Origin of the sequence: Pseudobutyrivibrio sp. YE44, from assembly GCF_900104335.1 — a bacterium.
Lineage (GTDB): Bacteria > Bacillota > Clostridia > Lachnospirales > Lachnospiraceae > Pseudobutyrivibrio.
In genome coordinates, this window is record NZ_FMXT01000002.1 from 76,222 (window position 1) to 101,722 (window position 25,501).

Sequence of the window (25,501 nt, forward strand, 5' to 3'; positions counted from 1 at the left end):
CATTGGATGCTACCGACTTGGGTTTTATTGCGCTACCCACAATCCTAGGCTCTATATTATTTCACTATTCAATCTTCCTTATATCCCCATCATCAACAAACTTTACTTTATTGATGTCAGCCCCACAGCGCTTAAGATTATGATTGATTTCTCTTTTACTGCGGCTATAGGTGTTAAGATAAATAGCATCAAGGCCTACTGCTGCAGCCACACCTACATCAGCAAAGATTTCATTTCCAATCATTACTGATTCTGATTTCACAAGACTATGCTTGTCAATCAGCTGCTGCAAAAATGCTCCATCTGGCTTCTTTATTTCCATGTCGGAAGAAATAAAAATATCATCAAAATACTGGGTAAGTTCAGTATCCTCAAGCTCCTTTTCTGTAAACAGCCTTTGAGCGTTTGAAAGAAGATACACCTTCCCTCCAGCCTGTTTAATTGAAGCAAGAGTTTCCTTTACACCTTCATAACGAACTAGCTTATCCCTAGATTTTTCTCTGAAGGCTGTGCACAAGTCCTTCATCTGTTCATCCGAGCAAGGAGCATCAATCAGCTTTTGCCAAACCCACTGGATTTTAATTTCAGGATGCTTGCTGCCATTTCTTTCTGCAAGGGCTTCTGTCTCCTGCTTGCAAAGCTTACCATATTCCTTCTTTAAGACTTTATAATCATATTTGGTCCCAAAGTTTTTCTCTAAATACTCAGCCATAAACTTCCATAATTCAGGCTGATCCTCATCTGTATGAATATCAATTAATGTACCATATAAATCAAAAATATAGTTCTTGTATTTCATCATTCTCCACCTTTATTCTGTCTCTAATTCTAGTTTTTTAAATCAGGCTAGCTGCTTCTTAACTAGGCCTGTTCTATTTTTTACCATTATAATTGCTTCTTAAACTAGGCTACTCCTATTTTTTTAATCCATTTTTTATCACACAAAGCTTTTCCTTGCACTGGGTGCACTGCAATCTCTTGTTGCTTCCATGCCAGAACAATTCTGGATGCTTGGCATAGTTTACCTCCCAACGAATCAAAACAATTAAAGAGGTAAAGAACAAGCTCCAAGAAAAGAAATTTTTTACAAATAGCATTGGGGTAAACATCATAAAATGCCCCCAGTCGTAGATGCGACAATTTATGCAGCATCTATTCTTTAAGATAAATGTCTGGAAAGGACAGAAAAACATAATGCATAGATAATCACTTAAATAAAAGAATACTGTAAGCATCAGCATATCTGCCACGTCAATAAATTTAAAAAGGTACAAGGCTGCAAATACCGCATTAAAGGTCAGCCAAGCAAGCATCACTAGCCAAGCCTTTACATTCATATCCTGAACAAATTCAAGAAGCTCCAAGCGGGAATAGTTTTCCACTGGCTCGTACTCTTCTAGCTTGCCTTTTTTATAGGCCATGGATAAATCCTTATGTGGAAATATATGCTGAAGCATCATCACCATAAACACAAACCACAGCACATGAAGTGGACTTATTCCATACTCCACAATTCCAAAGGTGAACTCGTGAGTCATGAAGGAAAACAGCATTTCCTTGTTTGTAAGATACAAAACAAATATAAAAATGAACACAACAAGCCTGAATACAAAATTAATCAGTGCTCTTTTCATCATTCTAGTCATGGCCAACCTCCTTAAAGGATTGACTTACAAAAGTTCTTCAAATATTGATTTGTACTCTCCCACTTTATTAGCTTTTCTGATTTTCTTGATAGTCTTTTCTTCCTCAGGGAAAAGCTCTGCCCAAAAGCCCCAAAACTCCTTCAAGCGATGAAGCACAGGTTTTTCACCAGAAAGAATCTCTATATACTGCGATAGCAAATCATCATGGAAAGCTTTAAATCTTATCATGTCGATACAGCTACCTTCGCCATCAGTTATATTGCTCTTCTCCTGTAAGCCCCTCTCCTGATATGCTAAAGCAAGCTCAGGATTTGCTATAAGACCTCGGCCTAACATAACCCCATTAATCCCTGGGTATTTGTCAAAAGTAGTCTCTATATATTCAACCGTTTTGATTTCACCGTTAAACACCAATGGAGCCTTACTATGAGTAAGTGCATATTCAAAAAAATCCGGACGAATAGGTTCTCTATAAAAATCGGACTGGATACGAGGATGTATTGTCAGTTCTGAAATAGGATATTTATTATATATCTCCAATATCTCATAGAACTCTTCTGGCTCAGCCTTGCCAAGCCTTGTTTTGATAGAGATGACAGGTGCCTTAGCTCCCTTTGCAGCACACACCGAGTCCAAACCAGAAAAAATACCATCTAAAACTCGTTCCAAATCCTCCGGGTAATACAATAACCCTGACCCCTTTTTCTTTGCCACCACAGTTCCTGAGGGACATCCAAGGTTAAAGTTAATCTCTTTGAAACCAAGAGCGGCTATCTCGCCAGCAGCCCAAAGAAAATGCTCCGCATTATTGGTTAGTAGCTGTGGCACTGTGTTTGTCACATCATTCTTTTTAGGGTCAATTTCCTTAAACTCTCTAGTTGTAAACTTGTAGGTTGAATTTGGTGACAGGAAGGGAGTGAAATATTTATCCACTCCTCCATAATACTCAGCAAAGGTTCTTCTATATATACTGTCTGTTACGCCCTCTAAAGGAGCTAAATAAATCTTATTTTTCATCGCATACCTGGAAGGTTAAAAATTTCAAATAATAGCTTTCATCTGCTGCCCAAAGAATTGGATGATCCGGAGCCTGTGTCCTAAACTCCACTTGGCGCAGACGCTTATGAGCTGCCTGAGCAGCCTGTCCAATAATCTTTACAAATAAATCCTGAGTCATGAAATGAGAGCATGAACAGGTGGCAAGATATCCACCATCTTTTACCAGCTTCATGCCTTTCATATTGATTTCACGATAGCCCTTCATGGCATTCTTTGTAGCCTCGCGAGACTTTGTAAAGGCAGGTGGATCAAGGATTACAACATCATACTTTTCTCCAGCTTCAGCCAGCTTTGGAAGCTCATCTAAAACGTTCGCCTGACGGAATTTGACGGTTGAATCCAAACCGTTAAGCTTAGCATTTGCAGTAGCCTGTGCCACAGCAAAATCTGAAATATCAAGACCTGTAACCTCTGCTGCTCCTCCAAGACCTGCATTAAGAGCAAAGGTTCCCATATGTGTGAAGCAATCAAGGACACGCTTGTCCTTACACAGACGCTGAATGCTGAGACGATTGTATTTCTGATCAAGGAAGAAACCAGTCTTCTGACCGTTAACAACATCCACCATATAGTGAACACCATTTTCAATTATTTCAACATTGGTATCAAATTCTTCACCAATAAAGCCTTTATATGGAGCCAAGCCCTCTTTGGTGCGAACCTTGGCATCACTTCGCTCATAAACACCACGAACCTTATAGCCGTCTGCTGCCATAATTTCCTTAAGCATATCTACAATCTTAAGCTTCAGCTTATCAATACCAAGTGCAAGAGATTCCACCACCAGCACATCATCATATTTATCAATAACAAGTCCTGGAAGAAAATCTGCCTCGCCAAAAATCACTCTACAACAATTCATATCTACAGGAAGCAATACGCATTTACGATACTCCCAGGCATTTTTAACTCTCATATAAAGGAAATCATCGTCAATAAGCTGGTCCTTCTTGCGAGTCATCATGCGCACTCTGATTTTAGAGTTTGTATTAATAAAACCTCGCCCCATCATATATCCATCAAAATCATGAACTATTACAATGTCTCCATTTTCAAAGGAACCTAGCACATTATCAATTTCGTTATCAAAAATCCAAGCCCCACCAGCTTTTATTGTGCGACCTTCTCCTTTTTTAAGGGTTACAATTGCCTCTGCCATATATATCTCCTTTTCCCATATAGGGACGTTTCTTAAAATAATTTTTTTATATCCAATAATTTATCTACACGAGCATAGAGCATTTTCTTAAGCTCCTCATCTGGCTCTGTCAAATCAGGCACCATTACTACATTGCAGCCAGCTCTATAGGCACTGGTGCAACCATTAGGTGAATCCTCCACTGCAAGAGTGTTTTCTGGTGCCACCTTAAGCTCCTTGCAAGCATAGGCATAAATATCTGGTGCTGGCTTTCCGAATTCCACCATATCTGCACATACGATTGCATCAAAGTATTCAAACAAGCCAATACGTTTTGTATAGCGCTCTGCTCTATCCTTGTCATTGGCAGTAACCAATGCAACAAATACTCCGTTATCTCTAAGCCACTGCAAAATCTCCTTTGCCCCAGGCTTAAGTGGAATCCCATCCTTGAAGATTTCCTCCACCATCTGCTTACGATAATTTCTAACTGCCCAATAATCAAAATCAGGACCGTACCATTCCTTGAACTGCTCCACAGCATATGGCCTTCCCAAGGAACGCAAAATCAGCGGTTTTTCAGCACTCATTTCATATCCAAAATGAGCTAAGGATTTTGGCCACGCCTCCTGATAATATTTTTCTGTATCTGTAAGTGTTCCGTCCATATCAAACAGAACCGCATCGAATTTCTTTTCCATAATCACCTATCCTAGCTTTATTATCCCTGTGAATATTACCATTATATAGGCGTAATTACAAATTATCATAGAAGTGTTTCGGTTCTATGTTTTTTCCAGATAAAATCATTATTTTTATAAAAGCATCACAAGAATAATTCTTAAATATTTATAACTGTGAATAGAAGTTTTTGTAACATTTTTGAAATATTTGTCGATTAATGGTATAATCCCATTAATTGCTTTAGGAAAAGGAGAAAATGCTAATGAAAAAAGGACTAGTTATGGAAGGTGGAGCAATGCGTGGCATGTTCACCTGCGGCGTGATAGATGTATTAATGGAAAATAGCATTGAGTTCGACAGCGCCGTAGGAGTTTCTGCGGGTGCCACCTTTGGACTTAACTTCAAATCGAAGCAAATCGGAAGACCCCTTCGCTACAACAAGGTCTACTGTAATGATAAGCGCTATTGTAGTATCAAATCTTTAATTGAAACAGGTGATATCTACAATGTACCTTTCTGCTATGGCACTCTGCCATACGAATTGGATGTTTGGGATACAGAAACCTTCTACAACAATCCAATGGACTTTTTCTGTGTGGCTACAGATTTAAAGTCAGGAACTGCTGTATATCACAAGTGCAACAATGAGGATCACACACCAGAGGGCTCAGACCTTAAATGGATTCGTGCCTCTGCCTCTATGCCTGTTGTTTCACGACCTGTAGTGATTGGAAACAGACCATATTTAGATGGAGGAATGTCAGATTCCATCCCTCTCAAATTTATGGAAAGTCAGGGCTGCGACAAGATTCTTGTTATTGAAACACAGCCTGCTGATTATGTTAAGAAACCTCAAAAGCATATGTGGCTAATAAAGCTTAAGCTTGGAAAATTCCCAAACATGATCAAAACTATGGCTAATCGCTATAAAATGTACAACGAAGAAAAAGCTTATATTCGTTCTAAAGAAGAAGATGGCAACGTGTTTGTAATTCGACCAAATGCACCACTTAAAATCGGTGCCACAGAAAAAGACCCAACTGAACTTCAGAGGGTCTATGAACTTGGCCGTGCAGCCGCTATTTCAAATTTAGATTCATTAAAAAATTATCTGGGCTATGCATCATAGCCCAGATTTTTTATAGCTTTATTAATTACCATCCAAATCCAAATAATCTGCTTATCTGTTTTACAATCATGGTAACAACTTTTCTAACAACGTGTCTTACGACTTTTCTAAACTCCTCACGCTGCTTTTCATAATCATTCTGAGGCTTCTCTTCAGATGGCTTATCCTCTGATGGCTTTTCTGGCTCAACCTGAGGTTCATCTGGTGTAGTAGGCTCTGGATCTACCGGTGTGCTTGGCTCATCCGGAGTAGTAGGCTCTGGATCAACTGGTGTAGTTGGTTCTGGAGTACCTGGCTCAGATGGGTTGCCTGGCTCTGGGTCAACTGGTGTGGTTGGCTCTGGGTTGCTTGGCTCATCCGGTGTACTTGGTTCTGGATCAACTGGTGTAGAAGGATCTGGTGTAGTTGGTTCTGGATTAGTTGGCTCATCTGGTGTACTTGGTTCATCTGGCTCGCTTGGCTCAGATGGCTCTACAGATGGCTCCTCCTGCTTAAGCTCCTCCTCACTTGGTCTTACTGTTGTAAACCAAGAATTAACATCATCCTGCTGATAACCATTATTATTATTCACAATAATATGAACGCCATCCTTGAACAACTGATTTTCAGCTGCCCTTACCTCAAGTGGCTTGAATGCTGAAACAAAGCTCTTAAAGAAGTTTGCAAAGGCATTCTTAATTGTTTCAACCACCGACTGAGGCTCAGACTCTGTAGCCTGTGTATCCTCTGATGTTGTATCCTCTGAAACTGTTTCCTCTGTTGCAGCTTCCTCTGAAGCCTCTTCTGTCTCAGCTACATCTTCTTTAGCTTCCTCTGACTGAGCATCTGCTTCATCAGCATCCTTCTGCTCATCCTCAGACTCGGCATCTTCTAAATCTGTCTCGTCCTCAGTAAACTCTTCTTCAAGCTCTTCATCCTCAAGCTTTTCTTCATCTTCAAGCTTCTTCTCTTCCTCAAGCTCATCTTCTTCCTCTTCTTCAGAGAACAGGATGTCATTAGGAACAATTACTGAATACCAGCAGTTTCCAATGTGTGTCATTGACTTTCCTGGCCAACCGCCAAAGTATTCATGGTTTTCACCATCGGTCCATGCATAGATGTTAGCTCCCTCAAAGAAAGCATCATCCTCAAGTCTTACATAAATTCTTGTCTCATCTTCCTGAAGCTCAGGCTCATCCTGAATTGGTCTAACCTTAACTTCTGGCTCTGTCGATGGCTTTTCTGGCTCTGAAGGATTCTCAACATCCTCAGGTCTATCTGAAATCAATTCAACATTATCAATCTGACTTCCATCTCCATCGTTTGCAATAAGATGAAGTCCCTCATGACTTAATGCTTCTTCTTTTACACTTACTGAATACCAATTATTTCCAATATGCTGCATAGCTTTTCCTGGCCATCCACCAAAATACTCAGTGTTGTTACCATCGGTCCATGCATACATATTTACATTGTCCCAATCAGCTGTATTCTTGTAGTAAATCTTAACCTCTCCACTTTCAAGAGCTGTTTCTTCTTCAACTGGTCGTGTTGTAGGCTCCTTTGGAGGATCAAGCTCTGGATGAAGGTTCTTCTCTGCTTTGAAGCTAGGATCCTTTGTGAATTCTTCTGCTGCTTCCTTGCTGCTGAACTTATATTTTGCGCCAACAAAGTATACCTTCTTAAGGCTATCAGCCTTCATATCCTCAGTCTGTCTCTTCTCATCATCATTTTCAGGAAGATTATTGAAGATAATATTAAGATTTGAGCTTGGAGAAGCATTGATTGTCTTCTTCCACCAGCCATCACCTTCATCTTCGCAAGGCTGTCCTGGCCATCCGCCTAAGTCAACATCACCCCATGTGTAAACGCCAACTTTGTCCCAGCCTGCTGCATTGTAATAATGAACAGTAATTGAATCTGCTCCGATTCCTGTGGAAGCTTCTGCCTCTGCCATTGTCTCGTATGCTGAAACTAAGAAGTTTCCGTCGCTATCCTTATCCTCTGGTACAATATAAAGCTTTGAGTCATCTGTAATGGTGATGTTTTTTGTCTGACCACCCTCGCCATTGAAGATAATGTTGAAGGAATCAGCCCCCTGAAGCTTTACATCTGCTCGTACCCAGTAGCCTTCTTCAGTAGCACATGCCTTTCCTGGCCAACCTCCGAAAAGCTCCTTGAAGTTTGGCTCATCTGTCCATGCATAAGCATTAACTGTGGTCCATTCTTCTGTATTTAAGAAATAAACTGATTTTGTGACAATACCAAGGCTATCCTCAGCTTCTGCCTTTGAAAAATACAACTTATCGCTAACTGCGGTCATGTATTTTCCAGATTTCTTTGAAATAGCAAACTCTGAACTAACCTGACCATCATCACCCTTAAAAGTTACCTTGAATTCTTCTGATGGAACAGTGACTTTCCACCAGCTATAGCCCTGATTATCGCAATTATAAACAGTGCCATCAACATCAGCAGTAACAACAGACCAATTATCTGTATTGTGGAAAAAGAGCGTGGAATACTCTCCATCTGCTGGCTTGTCCAAAACAACTACTGACTTAGCTGGAACAGTACCTGTAATTTGACCGTCTGCTACCGAGAAGATGCCTTCCCTGCCTTCAACCGAGTCCATGTAAGTACCATCCAAAAGTGATGTCTCTGAATCAAGTGTATAATCATTTTCACTAGCATTAACTATTACAACTCCCTTGTTACCTCTTTCAATCATAAGGATTGAAGAGTTATTATTTGGATTGCGAAGGTTTTCACTTTCGCCCTCCATAGCTGTTCTAAATTTGTTAACAGCTACTACTTCTGGTGCCTTGTATAAATCACTTCCTGCTACGCCCATAAGATTGTTGCCCCAAGGATTATCCTGAGTGCTTCCATCTGGACGGCTGAAGAAAAGAGGTGTTCCATCAGCTCTAGCTGTAATGATTGCCCAACCAAGGATAACATCTCTATCATCTACTTCGTTGTAGCTACCATCATTTATATAGTTATCATGAGACTCTACCCATGTAACCAACTTGTTTGAATCAGCTACATATGTATTACCTGTAGAGGTATCATCAGAAATCTTGTAGCTTGCAATTCTCTTAGCAGAAACATTGCCTGAGCTTGCTGCATTTCTGATTGTTCCACCATAGTTACTTGCACAGGTTCCACCAAGCATATCCTGATATGCTGCCACACGTGAAGCATCACCATCGAGAACTTCACCATATACAAACAAATCAGCATAGTTCTTTGAACCATACGCATCAATAGCTGACTTCATGTTTGGATAGAAATCATTTCTATCCTCATCCCCTGCATACTCCTCTGCGACACCATCATCTGGAAGAGCAATATGCTTTGCTGTATCAATTCTGAAACCATCAGCACCACAATCGATACAATCCTCAAGAAATTCATAGAAATAATTCTGGAATCCTGGATTTTCTGTATCTACATCAGGAAGACCGCCCATGGCATCGTAAGTAACGGAAATACGATTGTCATATTTCATACCACCGTTGTCGCCGTTTTCTACCTTAGCACCAATGTGATAAAGGGCATCCTCTCCACCTGCTGCAGCCTTAAGGTCATCAGACACCTGATCATAAAGTGGTGTTGTATGATTTGGTGCAATATCCACAATGACACCAATACCATACTTGTCTGCTTCAGAGCACATAGCTTTAAACTCATCTCGTGAGCCAAGCTGATAATTACCTATTTTCCAATCTGTTGGCTGATAATGGTAGTACCATCTACCCTCATCCTCTGTAGAACCATAAAGAGCCATACCTGGATGAATTGCCAAACACTCATTAATTGGAGATGTTTGAACTGCTGTGTATCCAGCAGCTGCAATCTCAGGCATTTTCTCTTTGATAGTGTTAAAGTTCCAACAAAAAGCGTGTAAAATAGTGCCGTCGTGAATAGACGACCTAGTGACAGCAGATGCTGCCTGAACTTTGTCTAGCCCCCTGGTTGAAAAAGCTGACAAGTTGCTTACTGGCATACCAGCAAGCAAAGCAAGACTCAATCCCATGGAAAGAATCCGCTTCGACAATAGTGCCATTTTTTTCATTTCTGTGTAACCTCCCTAAAAAATCATAATGTGCTCTCCGGCCTATGGAGTAACGAGTTCTCTCTTTGCGCAATTAGTTGCGCATATGATTTTTAGAGCATTTCTTCCCCTATAACTATAAATATAAGTCTTTGCTTTTTAGGAGTCAATAGGATTATATTGTCTTCTCTTTGCGCAACCTTGCGCAACTCCACATTATTAGCTCATTATCCCTTTACTGAACCCGATAAACCTTCTACATAAAATTTCTGAAGCCAGATAAATAAAATTACAATTGGAATTGCTACTATTACTGCTCCAGCAGCAAACTGGGTGTAATATCTATCAATTCTTCTAAAATCTGTCAACCAATACAAACCAACTGCAACTGTATACGAGCTTTGCTTATCTCCAAAGAGCATACTTGGGAAGATATAATCTGACCAAGCAGCAAGGAAATTCACAAGTGCTGTATATACGATAATTGATTTTGATAAAGGCAATGTTATGTGTGTAAAGATTTGGAAGCGAGATGCTCCATCAATGATTGCAGCTTCATCCACCGCGCGAGGGATTGTATCAAAGAAGCCCTTACTTACGTGATATCCCATAGCAGCACCAGCCGCACTTACAATAATAAGGGCTACTAATGACTGATTTAAACCAAGGCCTTTAAGAATGTTGTATACCGCAATCAAAGACATAAAGCCTGGGAACAAACCAATAATCATCAGCACGTTCATAAATGCCTTGCGACCTCTAAACCTTGTACGGCTTAAAGTGAAGGATGTAGCAAGAATAATCAATGTGTTAAGCACACAACCAAATATTGCTACGATAAAGGTATTTACCCACCACTTGCCAAAAGGAATAACACTATCCTTTGCAAACAATTTTGTAAAATTAGAAAGTGTCAAATTCTTTGGGAAGAAGTATCCTACATAGTATCCCTGCTCAGCTCTAAGTGATGTAAGTACAATCCAAACAATAGGAAACATCCAGATAATTCCCATAATGGTAAGTGCAATATAGCCGGTATTTGTTTCATTTAGCTTCATAACAAAAACCAACGTCAGGAAAGCAAGGAGCAAGCCTGAATAATATCCAAAGCCTAAATCCTTATTAAGAAAGGCTGTTGCCAGCTTTCCCTTTTCCAAAATAGTTTTTGATGCAAAAAGCAAGAATAACTGAGTAGCTGTGTTAATAGCCTGTGTGCACTGCCATACTCTTGCTATTTTTTTTGAAAGGTTTGTAATACTTAATGCTAATAAAACAAAACCAAGTAACGTAAATACGATATTAGCAATCAAAACATAATTCAGAGCACTTCCTCCATTTGATACCATAAGTAGCCTTGCAACTGCGGGCATATTTTTATAGCCCTCAGTTGTTTTAGCATATGGAAGGAATAATGCAATGAACTGTAATAAACCAAAAACAATTGCCTTGCTTAAATACTTTATATTAAGTCCTATAACCGCCTTTTTCATCAGCTGAATCCCTCCTCATTCTTAAGCGAATTAGACCTTGAGAAGGATACCAAAGTAAAAATCGCAGAAATTACAAATATAATAATTCCAATGGTCGCAGCTAAATTGAAGTCATTACTGTCTTTTGTAAGCTTGTAAAGCCAAGTTACAAGGAGATCAGTCTTACCAGCACCCTTGTAGTAATCCAAGGTGTGTGGCTCTCCTCCTGTAAGGAAGAAAATCGTATTGAAATTATTAAAATTGCTAATTAAGTTTGAAATCAGATATGGTGTTGTTACGAACCACATATATGGAAAAGTAATCTTTCTAAACATTGTGATTGGTCCAGCGCCATCGATTCTAGCTGCCTCATAAAGCTCCCCTGGAATATTCATCAGGATACCGCTTACCATGAGCATTGTAACTGGGACACCAATCCAAAAATTAACTACTATAACCGAAAATCTTGCCCAGGTTGCATTAGATAAAAATGGAAGTGCAGCATTGGTAAAGCCCCACTGCTGAAGCAGTACATTGAATATTCCTTTTTCTCCAAGCATTGTTGCCACAACTCGAAGTGATATAAACCCTGGAATCGCCATAGTAAAAACAAATATGGTTCTCCAAAACTTTTTAAATTTAATTCCCTTGGAATTAATTATCATAGCAAGAATCATTCCACCAAAATAACAAGTAAAGGTGGCTGCAAAGCCCCAAATCAAAGTCCAACCAAGAACTGGCCAGAAGGTAGATGAAAGTCTATCTCCCGTAGATAATAGAGTGATGAAATTCTTGATTCCTACCCAATCAAATAAATTTCCAGGTGGTTGATGATCCTGGTCATAGTTGGTAAATGCCATAAGAATCATGTAAAGAAGAGGCATTACCGTAAACACCACAAGACCAACAACAGGAACGCTCAATAAGAAAAATCTTATGTTATTGTTCCCTAAACTTTTCACATCCTCAATAAAATTATTGTTATGTTTTCCTGCATTATATCTATCTCTTGCAGCTTTTCCCGAGGAAATAGAAAAAAGCCACATAGCCACAAAGGCCAAGGAAATAACAATTGTGATAACACCATAAAGTAAAATCAGCATTGAGTTATCACCAGCTGTCATTTCATAAATTCCAATTTCTTCATTAAAGGTCATTCCCTGCAGGTTGTCACCAAGAGTGATTAGCTGGGCAAGTCTCCTTGCCCCGCTAATTATCATGAAGAGAATGTATGACATTTCTAATAATAGAAAAATCAACCCTTTTAATACTTGTCCGTAGGCGATATTAGCCGCGCCACAGACTATATACGATAATTTTGTAAAAAACTCTTTTTTCATAAATTCAACTTCTATTCTGTAAGTGTTCCTGTAATACTATCAACTAATGAGTCCAACTGAGCCTGAAGATTTGATGATGTAATATCTCCATAATAGATTCCCTCTCCAAGGGCCTTCATTGGATCCCAGTAATCTCCCATTTTAGGAATGCTAGGCTGGTTTGTTGCATTTGCTGCCTGTTCATTAAGAGCCTTTGCTACAAAATCAGCTGCGATAGCATCGCTACCAGATAAGGATTCAAGCACAGGAATATCTCCCTGATTCTCATATCTTGTTAAGCAGTTCTCTGCATTTCCCATATACACTGCAAGCTGCTGTGCTGCAAGAGGGTACTGGGTATTAGACTTAACGGTGATTGTTTTGAAATCAACAAAGTTTGAAAGCTGAACTGTCTCACCACCAATAGTTGCCTTTGGAAGAGCTACTGCACCAAGCTTATCTCCAAGTGCCTCTCTAAACTCAGGAGCTGACCATGCACCAGAAGTGATTGCCGCAAGGTTGCCTGCCTTAAATTCAGAACCGCCTGCTCCATCTAAATCCTCGATGTACTTAGGATTCTTTACAAGATCAATGATATATTCTCCAGCCTGAACTCCTGCTTCGTTATTGAAAGTGCAATCTGTTGCATCCTTTCCATCCTCACCGAAAAGTGTACATCCCTTTCCAAGGAAGAACATTTCTGCGTACCAAGAATCTGTAATATGTGTGCTGAAATTATATTTTCCATCACCTAAATCCTTAGCCATGATTGTATCAAGACTTGTTACCTCATCTTCTGTCAAAAGATCCTTGTTGTAATACATAAAAAATGTATTAGGCGAAAATGGAACAGCATATGAAATCTCATCAACTGTTACTGCGTTGATTGCACTTTCAGGTAAGTCACTCTTAATCTCATCAAAATCCTTTGTGATAGGTAAGAGCAAACCCTTTGATGCTAAATCTGCAACACCGCCTGAAGGTGTATAGAAAATATCTGCTGCTGTATCTGCATCTGTTTCAAGTGCCTGTGGAGCTTCGTCAATTCCAACTACAGCAATTTCATAAGTGATGTTAAATTCCTCATGAATCTCATCAAACTTCTTAACCATAGCATCTGTGATTTCTACCTCTTCCTCAGGTACCCAGATTTTAAGTGTTACATCCTGGGTCTCACCTTCTGCTACTGAAGTCGATGCTGACTCTTTACTGTCACTTGCACCACAGCCCACCATAGTGCCGGTTACCATTGCAGCTGCAAATAAGGTAACCAAAAGTTTCTTCATTTTCATTTTGTTCCCTCCAAATTTCTTTAGGTTTTGCGTTTAACTCTTTCTTCTTCTTTTACTTCTTCTTATTCTTTGTTTTAATGGGTTTTCTTTAGGTTAATCGCTTTACTAAAATATAACTACTCAATAACCTACAGTCAAGACTTTTTTTCTTTTTGTAAAATTCCTATAAATCCTCCCATAGATTTTTTATTAAAAATGACAACAAAAAAAGAACCTATGCACACGCACAGGTTCCTTTCATTTTTGCCCTATTATTTATTTAGATCTAAAACAGACTGTCTCTCAATAAGTTGAACCGGAAGATGTGTATCCTCCGTATACTCTTTGTCCGCTTCAAGCACCTTAAACATTCCGTTAACTGCTTCACTTGCTTTCAAGGTGAAGCTTTGTGAAATGGTAGTAAGCTTCGGAGACATATATTCGCACTCCGGCAAATTATCAAAGCCAATAACCGAAATATCTTCTGGCACCTTAAGACCACATTGCTTTATTCCTTCAATAACGCCAAAGGCAACCACATCTGACATAGTGGCTACTGCTGTATATTTTTTCTTGGAAAGAACTATATCAAGACCTACACTTATAGCCTCCTGATATACTGTGTTAATGTTGAAAACGTCCTCTTCAGAAAACTCAATTCCTGCCTCTTCAAGAGCTGCCACAAAGCCCATGTATCTTTCCTTCAAAACACCAGAGCTACCAAAATCTGGCGTTACTAAGGCTATACTCTTATGCCCCTTTCCTACCAGATATCTAGCAGAGAGATAGCCACCTCTGTAATCATCAAGGCCGATATTTATAATCCCCTCCTCATTAGAGTAGGTATCAATAAATACAACTGGTGCGTCTAAAGCATTTCTAATATCTGCCACATCCTGTTGGGTCACCCCTAAGAAAAATGCGCCATCCACATTCCAAGAGGATAAAAGTGGAATAACCGAATGACAATCAGGAACACACCTGAGCATCAAGTAATAGTCTTTACTTCTAACGAAACGCTCTATTGACGCCACCATTCTGGCATAATAAGGATTCATCAAAAAGTCTTCCTCATCACCAATATAAGGCACAACAAGGCCTAAAATACGACTTTCTCGCTTTGCCAAAGATCGTGCCATAGCGTTTGGCTTATAGTCAACCTCTTTGATTATTCGTTCAATTCGTTCTCTGGTTTCTTGAGAAACCTTACCGTTATTTCCGTTTAAAACATTAGAAACTGTGGCCGTACTAACCCCAGCTAATGCTGCTATGTCCTTTAAATTCATTCTATACTCCATCCTTAGATTAAACGATTAACCTTAGTTAACTATAAGACATACTAGCGGAAAATGTCAATTATGGTTACGAAATTAACTCAGCAATCGCATCTTTTACTGCTAAATCAATATTGGCCCCGGCAAGCCACTGCTTAAGCTGCTCTTCTGTCTCACAGGTTCTTACAGCATCATAGGTGCGCTCTTTCATAAGAATATCCATCCAACCATACTCTAAAATCTTGAAGGCGCCTTCCTTAACATCATTTTTTTCCTTAACAGCACCCTTTATCTCACAGATATAGTCCTCCTGTACAGGGATTTCAGGGGATGTGTAGCATACCTGCTCGCCCTCTAAGCCTACAATCTGAATATCGTAAACACGTTTTTGTGGTATAAGGGATAATAGTCCTTCTACCCCTTTGATGGTAATCTTTGTAATCTTAGCTTCAGCATCATAGTGAGTTAAAATTTTTGTAGTTACAAACTCTCCATTCTCATAGTTATTTGTAACTCCATCATCTTCATATAGCTCAAATTCTCCGTCAGCACCAGCACCGATAAGCAGACGAATATGCTTAGGATTTGATACGTCATTGCCCTCATTAAGAGACAAAGGCACAATACCGCCCTCCTTTATTAATACAGGGATAGAATCTATGGTTCTATAAAGATTTCTTCTGCCACTTGTATAGCGGGTACCTGTAAAAATATCAAACCAAATACCATCTGGTATAAGCATATTTGTCTTGGCCCTACGAAGTCCTTTGTTTGTTCCCTCTGTGATTGCCCCTACTAAAAGGTTGTCACCAAAGAAATATTCATTTCTCACCTCATAGGCTGCCTTATTATCGTTTATACGATAATACATAGGTTCTAGAAGCATCTGACCTTCAGCATACATTTTATAATTCATAGAATAGATATAAGGAATCAGCTGATGACGGAGTCTCATAAACTCTCCCATCACCCTTCTATATGGCTCAGATACATTCCATGGCTCCTTGTTAAAGAATGGACTAGCGCTACTATGGAGACGCATAACTGGAGAGAATACACCAAATTGAATCCAGCGAATCAAACGCTCTTCATTCTTGTCGCCCATCATATGTCCACCAATGTCATGACTCCACCAACCATATCCAATATTTGATGATATAGCCGTAAAATATGGTTGAAAATCAAGACTCTTCCAAGATGAAACAGTATCGCCTGAAAATCCCACTGGATAACGATGACTTCCGACGCCTGCATAGCGCGAGAATACCATTCCACGTCTGCCAGCCCTATTGGAATCATGGTAATGATAGTGATTTAAAAGGAATAAAGGATCTACAGCATTTTCCTCTCCTGTTCCCTGCTGCCAGTCAATCCACCAGAAATCAACACCGTCTTCCTCATAAGGATTCATTACAAGCTCAAAATAAGCCTTTCTGAATTCCGCATTTGCGAAGTCAAACTCAATAGGTCGCTCGTCCCTTGGGTCCATTCCAAGTCTTTTTGCCATCTTTTCATATTGAGCTTCAAAGCCTCTGATACCGTCTGCAGGATGAAGGTTTAAAGTTGTAGCCAAGCCCCTTTCCTTAAGATTCTTTAGAAAGGCTTTGTAGTCTGGGAAAAGCTCCTTATTCCAGGTATAGCCTGTCCAACCTGTTCCATACTTTGGATCCACCTGTGTCACATGCCAATCCATATCCAGTACTGCAACTGAAAGAGGAATATTTTCCTCCTCTAGCTTATCCAAAAGCTCATTGTACTCTTCTGCTGAATATGCGTAGTATCTGCTCCACCAGTTACCAAGTGCATATCTTGGAAGCAATGGTGACTTTCCGCAAAGTGCAAAGAAATCCTTTAATCCTTCTCTATAATTCTTTCCATATCCAAAGAAATATAAATCCTTTCCCTTACCTTCTCTTGGTACAAATTCACCGTTAACAAGCTGTGCACTTTCGCTATCATCTATAACTGCAAAGCCTTTCTCTCCGAAAATACCATCCTCCAGACATATTCCACCATCTGCGTTATCGAGAGTTCTGGCTGCGCCATAAAGATTTCTATCTGAATTTCCATAAACAATGCTATAGTGCCAGGTTTCTCCAGTTTCCTTCACCTCAATTGTCAATCCATCTGTGGAGAATTCCTTACCATCGTATTTAAAAACCAAGTGCTCTGTTTCAATTATGAGATCTCCATCCTTATGATTGGTGGTATATTCCACCCTTGGAAAATCTCTATTAACAACCATCTGAGTAGGAGCGTCCACAAAATTATAGTCTTCCTGATACTCCATTCTAATCAGTCTGCTTGTAAGCACTGTAATTCTATACTTATATCCAATTGTCATTTTCGACCTCTTTCTAACATTAATAATACCGAGCTCGAACCTTTTGAAGTGGGGAATAAAAAAGAATTTTAGACAACAAAAGGTTTTCGCCTATAATAAGCGAAAACCTTTTTTTAACCCATGTGGGTATTATACGTGGGTGTTTTCAGAATTGCAACACCTATTTTTTTAGCTTTAAGAAAAATTACAAAGAAGTAAATTTCTGAGTTGTATCATTAAGCTGTTCTGTAACCTCGTTGTTCTTGTCCATCGCATCGAAAATCTTCTTGATACCAGAAACAATCTCTGTAGAATTCTCAGCACTCATGTTGATAGCAAGTGAGCTTTCCTGAACAGAATTTGTGATTGTATCAACAGCCTCAACCATAGCCTGCATAATCTCATTAAGACTATCAGCCTTCTCTGTAAATTCTGTAAGCATCTCGTTCATTACGTCCGCTGTATGTCCATACTTTTCACCAGTATCAACGAATTCATCATAGTCACCAATAACAGTTCCATTAATGAAATCAAGCACTTCCTGTGCATTTCTAGCAAGAGTATTAACAGCATCTGTAACTTCTTTTGCAATATCCTGAATTGTTGCAGCTGTCTGACGAGAGTTTGCAGCAAGGGAACTGATTTCATCAGCAACAACCGCAAAGCCCTTTCCTGCCTCACCAGCACGGGCAGCCTCAATAGAAGCATTAAGTGCTAACAGGTTGGTCTGGCTTGCAATATCAAGAATATCGTTTGTAAGATCACTAATCTGGCTAACCTTCTCTGAATCCTTAACTGATTTTTCAAGGGTTTCAGAAAGAGCAGACATCTTAACGCCAACGTCATTCTTCTTTGTGTTAACCTTAACCTGAAGTTCGTCAGCCTCAACCTTAATTTCGTTTGCTGTTCCAGAGCCTTCCTCAGCCTGATCTGTAATTCTTTGAGCTGCCTGCTTAACATCATCAACTCTTTCATTGATAGATTCAAGAATACCTACAACAGATTCCATATTAGCAGAAAGCTCTTCCAGTGCTGCAGAAGAATTTGTTACATTGTCATCTGCAATTCTAAGCTGTGAGTTGACCTCTTCGGAACTAGCCGTTAAGACAACTGTACCATCCTTAACATCCTTCATAATGCCCTGAAGAGTTTCAATAAACAGATTTATACCGTCTTTAATATATAGCAACTCTGATTTTGTCTTTGTATGAATACGTGCTGTAAGATCACCATCACCCTGCTGAATCTTTGCAATAATTGCATTAACTTCGTTACTAATAGATTTAATCTTTAAAACAATACTTCTATAGCTTACTAAGAAGTTCATAATGATAAGACATACAATGATTCCAGCGCCGATGATACCAGTGATTCTTCCCTTAGCTAGAAGATCATTCATTGAAACCTTAGTTGAAGCTGCATTCTCTGTAACAGCCTCATCCAAAATCTTTGTGGAATGAACGATAGCAACCTTCTGAATCTCTGCTTTATCGAAAAGCATTGCATAAGCATTTTCCTGATCACCTGCATCACTCTTTGCAATAGCATTATCAATGTATCCGCACATTCTTGTGAACTGAGCTGAAATTTCATCAAGCTGTGCTGTAGCTGCCTCGTTGTTATAGGCCGCGAAATCTTTTTTTAGATCAGCAATGTCCTGCTCAATATTTGACTTTGCCACCTCTATCTGAGGAAGAAGAGCTTCCTGTGTTTCAACAGAACCAGAAGCTATATATCCTGTTGCCTGATCATACATGGTCATAACATCAGTTTTAAGATTAGCCTCATGGGTGGTCAGCGCCATCATGGAATCAAACATCTCAATACTATTGGATGTGGAGGTTTGCATTGCCATCATAATGAGGTTGAGAACTATTACAAAGGATATCAGCATTCCTAAGTTGAGGGCTGTAATCTGAACTACGATTGAATTAAAACCGCTGACTTTAGCATTATCATTTTTTGTTTTACTCATAGTCTTCATCCCCCTTTCTATTGTTTAGCATACCAAGCAGCTAAGGTCTGATTTATATCTGCTTGGAATCCCGCAGAATCCGTCTCTCCAATAGCATATCGATAGAAGCAGTAACATAAGCCTCCGTCACCGTTTCCAATACCACTTGGAAGTTTCATCCAATGCCAATCTGAAGTTCTTCCTTCTGCAATATATGATGATAATACTGGAGCAAATGGATCTGCTGCCACATATTTGCAATCTGTAAATGGACTTACACAACCAGCATCCTCTACTAAAATCTTCTGTCCGGCATCACTTGCAACCCACTCTAAGAATGCCTCAGCTGCTTCTACGTTGCCTTCCTTAGCAACACCCCACCAAGAAGGAGCTGATGTAAGGATTGTGTTCATTCCTTCTTCAAAGGCATATGGAACCATACCAACCTCAAAGCTTCCTGCAGCCTTGTAATCCTCGCTTGAAGTCATTGAGGCTCCAATCCAAGAACCTTGGGTGACGAAAGCATATTTTCCTGCTGCAAATCCGCCTACCTCGTCATCATATGTGCCAGTTGTAAGAGTTTCAGGATTTGAATATTGGTAAAGTAAGCTTACCATTTCTGCGAAATGTTCAAATCTTGAAGGATCAACCTGTTTGTTTTCTGCTATCTGGTCAATATAGGTTGTATCATCTCTATCCAAACCCGAATCAATGTAGGTACCGAAAATATGGTTTCCTGCAGACCAGCCAAGGTTTTCTGGCTCAACAACACAATCTACAACTGCATATAATCCCAATTCGTCCTTACGAGCCTGCACTGCCTCAAAGGCTGCTCTCATTGAATCAGGACCGGTAATTGAGTTTGGATCCACGCCACATTTACTTAAAATATCTGCATTGTAAGCAAGACCTATAGCCTCTGTGGTATATGGGAAGCCAATGGTTCCGTATTCTGGATCAACATAGGCTCCAGAAGTTTTAGCGGCCCATGCCTGGTCACTCATATCCACCAGTAAACCTTCCCAGTTAGAGAATCCAGCTGCTTCACATGCTACTATATCAGGCATCTGATCAGATAAGTAATATCCTTTCAGCATGGCCTGAGCATCAACACTTGGCCCACTTGTGATTACCTCCACATGAACACCGGTTTCTGACTCATACTTACTAGCCAGAGCTAAAACCTGGTCATTAATCTCTGCCTTAATGTTCATCATGGTAATTGTTGTACCTGATGAATCAGCTTTCTTTTCTTCTGAAGACGCAGCTTCTTTCTTGCCGCATCCTGAAAGAATAAAAGCCATGGCAAGTGTCAAACATAGAAAAGTAGTGAATAGCCTCTTCATTTTTTGTGCCCTCCCTCAATATAATTAGGTGCATATTATTACTCAATAATTGTACGAAAGAGTAATTAAAAAACTGTGAACAAATTCTATAAAATTATGAACTTTACTTATATTTGCAGCCATTAAGTTTTTCATGCTCCCGCAGGCCATCTCCCATTGCCCTATGGACCCTCCCGCCGGTGTAGGTCCCTTCCATAGGGCATGGAGCTTATCTCCGTTCCACTCCGGTCGGTGCTAAGCAAAGGTCCACCGGACCTTTAGCACCCTGCTCGCGCTTGCCAAGTTCATGCGGCTGCAAAAAAATAACCAGCACTTTTTAAATGCTGGTTATCCAATATTATTTCTATATAATTTTACTTTACGCCTGTTGCGCGATTATTCCTTGACGCCGCCGAGGGCTACGCCGGCAATAATGAATTTAGAAAGGAATAAGTATGCAATGATAATTGGTACGATGGCTACTGTAATCATCATGTAAACCTTACCCATATCAAAGTTCATATAATCAGCACCACGAAGAGTAGCAATCAAGATTGGTACTGTAGCCTTTTCCTTAGACTGAAGGATAAGGGCTGGAACGAAGTAGTTATTCCATGAACCTACGAAGGTGAAAATTGCCTGTACTGCAACAGCTGGCTTCATAATTGGGAAGATGATTCTGTTGAAAATCTTCATCTCACCACAACCATCAATTCTTGCAGCCTCTACCAAAGAAAGCTGAAGGTTTGACTGAAGGTAGCTGTACATGAAGTAGAATACAGCTGGACTTGCGATTGATGGCAAGATAAGAGGAATTAATGTGTCATACATTCCCATATTTGTAATCAAACGAAGGAAACCAAGTGCTGTAACCTGTGTTGGCATTACAAGAATAATCATGATAAATGTAAATGCCACCTTCTTAAGCTTGAAATCGTAAACATAAAGTCCGTATGCAGTGAGGGCTGAGAAATAAGTACAAATTGCTGCACACAAGCTGGATACGATAACCGAGTTTAAAATACCCTTTGTCATAGGGAAGGTACCGTCATTTGCAACGTTCTTGAAGTTTGTAACAAGACTTCCCTTTGGAAGAGCTGAGAAGCCCTTCTGAAGCTCAGCATGTGAACATGTTGAGTTAATAATCAAAATGTAGAAGAAGAATAAACACATAAAGGCAAGGATAATAAGCACTAAATGTGCAATGAAACTTCTAGCTACGCCTGAAAAATCTTTTCTTGCCATTATTTTGCCTCCTTCTGAGCCTTACGAGCTCTTTTTGCTGCCTTCTTTGCAGCCTTTGCATCGTCATCTCCGTTTACCATCTTATAAACAAATAAGCAAAGGATACCGCTGACGATGAATAAGTATACTGATAATGCACCTGCACGACCATAATCTGGTGCTCTAAGAAGATTGTTCAACCACATAATCAATGTGTAGCTTGTACGGTTTGGATTACCCTGACCGTTTGTGAGAATCTGTGGTACGTCGAACATCTGTAAACCACCAATAAGTGATGTTATAAGTGTGTATGTCAAAATAGGTCTGATTAGTGGCAATGTAATATGGAAGAAGGACTGTCTTGGTGTACATCCATCAATTGAAGCAGCCTCGAAAATATCTGGGCTGATACCCATAATTGCAGCCATAAGCATGATTGTTGTGTTACCAAACCACATAAGGAAATTCATAAGTGCAACAAGAAGTCTTGTTCCAACTGGTGTACCCATGAAATCAATTGGCCCTTTTACAAGCCCAAGGGACATAAGAATGTTGTTTACAGGACCAGATGTTGAGAACAAGGTAAAGAACAACATTGCAAAAGCTGATGCCATAATTAGATTTGGTAAATATATCACCACCTTGAAGAACTGTTCGCAGCGGATTTTAAGTCGTACATCTACAAACCATGATGCAAGTAAAAGTGCGATAACAATCTGTGGAACAAATCCTAAAATCCAAAGGACAAAAGTGTTTCCCATATATGTGAAGAAATCTTTGCCCATCACATTGATATAGTTATCAAATCCCACGAAATTAGGTCCTACAATACGAAGACCTGAGCGGTAGTATTCAAAAAAGCTATACCTTATCGTGTCCAAAAGTGGTATCAATGAAAAAATGAAATAAGTCACAAAGAAAGGCAAAATAAAAAGGTAGCCATACTTTGCGCGGCTTATGCTTTTATTTTTTTTCATAAATTAATCTCCTTAAAATCGGGGCAGGCAGCGCCTGCCCCGTAATATTACTCTGGCCAATTGACAGCTGTGATATCTGGATATCTTTCCATGATAGCCTTTTCGAAGTTAGCCTTAGCTGTATCGAAGTCTACCTGACCCTGGAAGTAATCACCAAATGAGCTCTGGATAAGCTCTACGCAACCCTGATCATATGGTGAAAGTGTTGTCATAGAAATTGATGAAGCTGCTGGCTGGAAGTACTTGAATGGATTCTCGCCACCAAGGAACTCTGCTCCAAAGCTCTCATCCTCTGCGATTTCCTTCATACCAGACTGTGTATTTGTGAAATCAAGGTAATCCTTTGTAATCTTCATAAGGTTATCCTTGTTTCCTGTAACTGCAAGCATGATTTCCTTTACGTGCTCTGGGTTATCTGTTCCTGCACAACCGTGTACGAATGAACCACCCCAGTTGAATGCCTGAGGACCATCTGTAACAGCCCACTGTCCTTTATCACCATCCCAGTTAGGATTAAGAACGAAATCAATACCCCATGCTGGAAGTAAGAAACCAAATACCTTAGAGTTTGAACCCATTGACTTGTTCCAATCATCTGTCCACTGACCCTTGATGTTCTTGTCAAGAAGACCTGCGTCAAGCCAATCCTTTGAATCGTTGATCCAGTTGATGATCTGTGGATCTACGTTAATCTCTGTGCTACCTTCCTCAACCCATGGCTTAGAAATGCTGTTGCCATAAGCACGGAATGTATCTGCATATGTTGCAAGTGTGTAGTAACCCTTTGCCTTAAGTTCTTCGCCTGAAGCCTTCATTGTAGCCCAATCAGCTACCTTTGCATGAATCTCATCTGGATCATCTGTTCCAAATGTATCCTGTGCGATATCACGACGATATACGAAAAGACATGGGCAAGCCTGCCATGTAGAACCTCTCTGAACACCGTTAGCATCTGAAGCTACAGTCTTTGTGAAATCATACTGATCTGCTAAATCTGCATCTGGGTCAATGCCAAGGTCCTTAAGTGGAATAGCTACATCTGCCTCTGCATCTGTATACTTAACAACATAATCTGTCTCTGAAAGGAACATATCTACCTTGTCATCATCAGCTGCTGTTGCCTGGTTAAGAAGAGCCTCATCAAGCTTCTTCTGATATACACCATCCTGGTTAGGATTTACTGTCCAATGAATCTCTGTTCCATCTGTAAGATATGTAATTGTTCCATCCTCAGATGTCTTATCAACTTTATCGTAAACTGCTTCTACTCTTGTTCTGAACTCGTCATTCCAGCAGTAAATGTTGATAACCTTTCCTTCCTCACCTTCAGCTACATACGCGCTTGAACCATCTGCGCCAGAAGATGAACCACTACCTGCGTCTCCCCCGCAAGCTGTAAGTCCTGCTACCATAGAAAGGGCAAGCATAAGACTAACTACTTTCTTTTTCATTACGTTTTTCCTCCTTAAGAAATCTACATTTGAGATACATTTTCATATCTCCCTTAAACGTTTACTATATTAATAAATCAAGGTTTCTTCCTATATCAAATCCATTGCTAAAATAATAAATTCATGCTATTCTTTTATCGATTTAGTCCGTTGGTTGATTTCAAAAATATAGTCCGCTAGTTACGGCCACAAGCCTTTATACCTGTTACGCTCACAAGCCTAATGAATTCTCCGCTCATCCATAGAAGGATTCGCTTGAGAATTATTAGAGCTTGTTAGCTACAGGTATTAAATGCTTGTCCCCCTACTAGCTCACTAAAGCATATTAACAACCAACTCACCTAATAACTAAAGCGTATTAACGACATCAAACAATTTATAGAAGGAATAGTTATGGGAAGTTATAACAATAATTTATTACGTATAGACGACGAAGATGAGGCGATTGTGCATCGCCATCAGAATGCAGAACTTTTGTTTTATCAGCAGGTTGCAAAGGGAGATATTGAAGCGATTCGAGAGAATTGCGCAAAGCATGAATTTCTGAATCAGGCAGGCGTTGGATTACTTTCCAAGAATCCTCTTCAGAATTTGAAGTATCATTTTGTAGTTTCAGTGGCACTTATCTCCCGTCTCTGCGTCGACAACGGAATGGAGATGGAGAAATCCTATCGTTTATCTGATTACTACATTCAGCAGTTGGATGATATTAACTCTATCGAAAGAATGGAAGAACTCCATGACAAGATGGTTATGGATTACACCGGAAAGATGAAGATTATTCGTCAGAACGCAGGACTGTCTCGCCCTATGACCGAATGTATGAATTACATTTATTCTCATTTAAAGGAACGTATCACTGTAAAGGATTTGGCAGAGTACACCAGCAACTCCGCCAGCTACATTTCCAGACTTTTCAAGGATGAGCTTGGGGTGTCCACCAGTGATTATATTAGAACTGCAAAGCTTGAGGCTTCAAAGAATTTACTTAGATACAGCGACTACTCATTAGTGGATATTGCAAACTATTTTTCATTTACTTCACAGAGTCACTTCTGCCAGTTGTTCCAGAAGGAAACTGGGCTTACACCAAAAAAGTACCGCGAAAAATTCTACGGTACTCACTGGAAAGGAACTGAAGCTGACATTATGAAAATAACTGAATAATTATAAGCGCCATTCCTAGGTTTACATGCTCCCGCAGGGCACCCTCCGCACT

General features: G+C 39.8%; 18 protein-coding genes. 2 read left to right on the plus strand and 16 right to left on the minus strand.

Going from position 1 to position 25,501, the window contains the following annotated elements:
* Positions 1-64 precede the first annotated feature (64 nt).
* The 5 genes from BLR54_RS04530 to BLR54_RS04550 form a co-directional block, all read right to left on the minus strand.
* Positions 65-802 carry an HAD family hydrolase gene (locus BLR54_RS04530; protein WP_090417436.1) on the minus strand — a complete coding sequence of 246 codons (738 nt, stop codon included), beginning with the start codon at positions 800-802 and terminating at the stop codon, positions 65-67.
* 112 nt (positions 803-914) lie between these two features.
* Positions 915-1,646, minus strand: a complete 732-nt coding sequence (locus BLR54_RS04535; protein WP_090417438.1) for a hypothetical protein — start codon at positions 1,644-1,646, stop codon at positions 915-917.
* Positions 1,647-1,670: 24 nt separating this feature from the next.
* Positions 1,671-2,663: a tRNA dihydrouridine synthase gene (locus tag BLR54_RS04540; protein WP_090417440.1), complete on the minus strand. Its 993-nt coding sequence runs from the start codon at positions 2,661-2,663 to the stop codon at positions 1,671-1,673.
* Positions 2,653-3,864, minus strand: a complete 1,212-nt coding sequence (locus BLR54_RS04545; protein ID WP_090417442.1) for a class I SAM-dependent rRNA methyltransferase — start codon at positions 3,862-3,864, stop codon at positions 2,653-2,655. The genes BLR54_RS04540 and BLR54_RS04545 overlap by 11 nt, the downstream gene beginning before the upstream one ends.
* A 32-nt stretch (positions 3,865-3,896) precedes the next feature.
* Positions 3,897-4,544, minus strand: a complete 648-nt coding sequence (locus tag BLR54_RS04550) for an HAD family hydrolase (RefSeq protein WP_090417444.1) — start codon at positions 4,542-4,544, stop codon at positions 3,897-3,899.
* Between the two features lie 245 nt (positions 4,545-4,789).
* Between BLR54_RS04550 and BLR54_RS04555 the strand changes: the two genes are divergently transcribed.
* Positions 4,790-5,656: a patatin-like phospholipase family protein gene (locus BLR54_RS04555; RefSeq protein ID WP_090417446.1), complete on the plus strand. Its 867-nt coding sequence runs from the start codon at positions 4,790-4,792 to the stop codon at positions 5,654-5,656.
* 25 nt (positions 5,657-5,681) lie between these two features.
* Here BLR54_RS04555 and BLR54_RS15185 read toward each other — a convergent pair whose 3' ends face one another.
* The 11 genes from BLR54_RS15185 to BLR54_RS04625 form a co-directional block, all read right to left on the minus strand.
* A complete protein-coding gene (locus BLR54_RS15185) occupies positions 5,682-9,716 on the minus strand; it encodes a starch-binding protein (protein WP_143008398.1) in 4,035 nt (1,344 codons plus the stop codon).
* A 206-nt stretch (positions 9,717-9,922) separates the two neighbouring features.
* Entirely contained in the window at positions 9,923-11,185 is a 1,263-nt protein-coding gene (locus tag BLR54_RS04580; RefSeq protein WP_207645274.1) for a sugar ABC transporter permease, read from the minus strand.
* A complete protein-coding gene (locus tag BLR54_RS04585) occupies positions 11,185-12,504 on the minus strand; it encodes a carbohydrate ABC transporter permease (RefSeq protein ID WP_090417448.1) in 1,320 nt (439 codons plus the stop codon). The genes BLR54_RS04580 and BLR54_RS04585 overlap by 1 nt, the downstream gene beginning before the upstream one ends.
* Before the next feature lie 11 nt (positions 12,505-12,515).
* On the minus strand, positions 12,516-13,775 hold the full coding sequence (locus BLR54_RS04590) for an extracellular solute-binding protein (RefSeq protein WP_090417450.1): 1,260 nt from the start codon (positions 13,773-13,775) through the stop codon (positions 12,516-12,518).
* Positions 13,776-14,026: 251 nt separating this feature from the next.
* A complete protein-coding gene (locus tag BLR54_RS04595) occupies positions 14,027-15,040 on the minus strand; it encodes a LacI family DNA-binding transcriptional regulator (protein WP_176761849.1) in 1,014 nt (337 codons plus the stop codon).
* Between the two features lie 76 nt (positions 15,041-15,116).
* The gene (locus BLR54_RS04600; RefSeq protein WP_090417454.1) at positions 15,117-17,372 is read right to left on the minus strand and encodes a glycoside hydrolase family 31 protein; all 2,256 of its coding nucleotides are present in this window, start codon (positions 17,370-17,372) and stop codon (positions 15,117-15,119) included.
* A 184-nt stretch (positions 17,373-17,556) separates the two neighbouring features.
* Positions 17,557-19,326 (minus strand): methyl-accepting chemotaxis protein, encoded by a 1,770-nt coding sequence (locus BLR54_RS04605; protein WP_176761850.1) that lies wholly within the window; start codon positions 19,324-19,326, stop codon positions 17,557-17,559.
* A gap of 17 nt (positions 19,327-19,343) precedes the next feature.
* Positions 19,344-20,651, minus strand: a complete 1,308-nt coding sequence (locus BLR54_RS04610; RefSeq protein WP_090417460.1) for an ABC transporter substrate-binding protein — start codon at positions 20,649-20,651, stop codon at positions 19,344-19,346.
* Positions 20,652-21,026: 375 nt separating this feature from the next.
* A complete protein-coding gene (locus BLR54_RS04615) occupies positions 21,027-21,875 on the minus strand; it encodes a carbohydrate ABC transporter permease (RefSeq protein WP_090417462.1) in 849 nt (282 codons plus the stop codon).
* Positions 21,875-22,831, minus strand: coding sequence for a carbohydrate ABC transporter permease (locus tag BLR54_RS04620; protein ID WP_090417464.1), 957 nt, complete (start codon positions 22,829-22,831; stop codon positions 21,875-21,877). The genes BLR54_RS04615 and BLR54_RS04620 overlap by 1 nt, the downstream gene beginning before the upstream one ends.
* 47 nt (positions 22,832-22,878) lie before the next feature.
* A complete protein-coding gene (locus BLR54_RS04625) occupies positions 22,879-24,282 on the minus strand; it encodes an ABC transporter substrate-binding protein (RefSeq protein ID WP_090417466.1) in 1,404 nt (467 codons plus the stop codon).
* 393 nt (positions 24,283-24,675) lie between these two features.
* Between BLR54_RS04625 and BLR54_RS04630 the strand changes: the two genes are divergently transcribed.
* The gene (locus BLR54_RS04630) at positions 24,676-25,449 is read left to right on the plus strand and encodes a helix-turn-helix domain-containing protein (protein ID WP_090417468.1); all 774 of its coding nucleotides are present in this window, start codon (positions 24,676-24,678) and stop codon (positions 25,447-25,449) included.
* Positions 25,450-25,501 lie beyond the last annotated feature (52 nt).

Coding starts and splice junctions, on each gene's coding strand:
- BLR54_RS04530 (WP_090417436.1), bottom strand. CDS start 802: ATGATGAAATACAAGAACTATATTTTTGATTTATATGGTACATTAATT.
- BLR54_RS04535 (WP_090417438.1), bottom strand. CDS start 1,646: ATGACTAGAATGATGAAAAGAGCACTGATTAATTTTGTATTCAGGCTT.
- BLR54_RS04540 (WP_090417440.1), bottom strand. CDS start 2,663: ATGAAAAATAAGATTTATTTAGCTCCTTTAGAGGGCGTAACAGACAGT.
- BLR54_RS04545 (WP_090417442.1), bottom strand. CDS start 3,864: ATGGCAGAGGCAATTGTAACCCTTAAAAAAGGAGAAGGTCGCACAATA.
- BLR54_RS04550 (WP_090417444.1), bottom strand. CDS start 4,544: ATGGAAAAGAAATTCGATGCGGTTCTGTTTGATATGGACGGAACACTT.
- BLR54_RS04555 (WP_090417446.1), top strand. CDS start 4,790: ATGAAAAAAGGACTAGTTATGGAAGGTGGAGCAATGCGTGGCATGTTC.
- BLR54_RS15185 (WP_143008398.1), bottom strand. CDS start 9,716: ATGAAAAAAATGGCACTATTGTCGAAGCGGATTCTTTCCATGGGATTG.
- BLR54_RS04580 (WP_207645274.1), bottom strand. CDS start 11,185: ATGAAAAAGGCGGTTATAGGACTTAATATAAAGTATTTAAGCAAGGCA.
- BLR54_RS04585 (WP_090417448.1), bottom strand. CDS start 12,504: ATGAAAAAAGAGTTTTTTACAAAATTATCGTATATAGTCTGTGGCGCG.
- BLR54_RS04590 (WP_090417450.1), bottom strand. CDS start 13,775: ATGAAAATGAAGAAACTTTTGGTTACCTTATTTGCAGCTGCAATGGTA.
- BLR54_RS04595 (WP_176761849.1), bottom strand. CDS start 15,040: ATGAATTTAAAGGACATAGCAGCATTAGCTGGGGTTAGTACGGCCACA.
- BLR54_RS04600 (WP_090417454.1), bottom strand. CDS start 17,372: ATGACAATTGGATATAAGTATAGAATTACAGTGCTTACAAGCAGACTG.
- BLR54_RS04605 (WP_176761850.1), bottom strand. CDS start 19,326: ATGAGTAAAACAAAAAATGATAATGCTAAAGTCAGCGGTTTTAATTCA.
- BLR54_RS04610 (WP_090417460.1), bottom strand. CDS start 20,651: ATGAAGAGGCTATTCACTACTTTTCTATGTTTGACACTTGCCATGGCT.
- BLR54_RS04615 (WP_090417462.1), bottom strand. CDS start 21,875: ATGGCAAGAAAAGATTTTTCAGGCGTAGCTAGAAGTTTCATTGCACAT.
- BLR54_RS04620 (WP_090417464.1), bottom strand. CDS start 22,831: ATGAAAAAAAATAAAAGCATAAGCCGCGCAAAGTATGGCTACCTTTTT.
- BLR54_RS04625 (WP_090417466.1), bottom strand. CDS start 24,282: ATGAAAAAGAAAGTAGTTAGTCTTATGCTTGCCCTTTCTATGGTAGCA.
- BLR54_RS04630 (WP_090417468.1), top strand. CDS start 24,676: ATGGGAAGTTATAACAATAATTTATTACGTATAGACGACGAAGATGAG.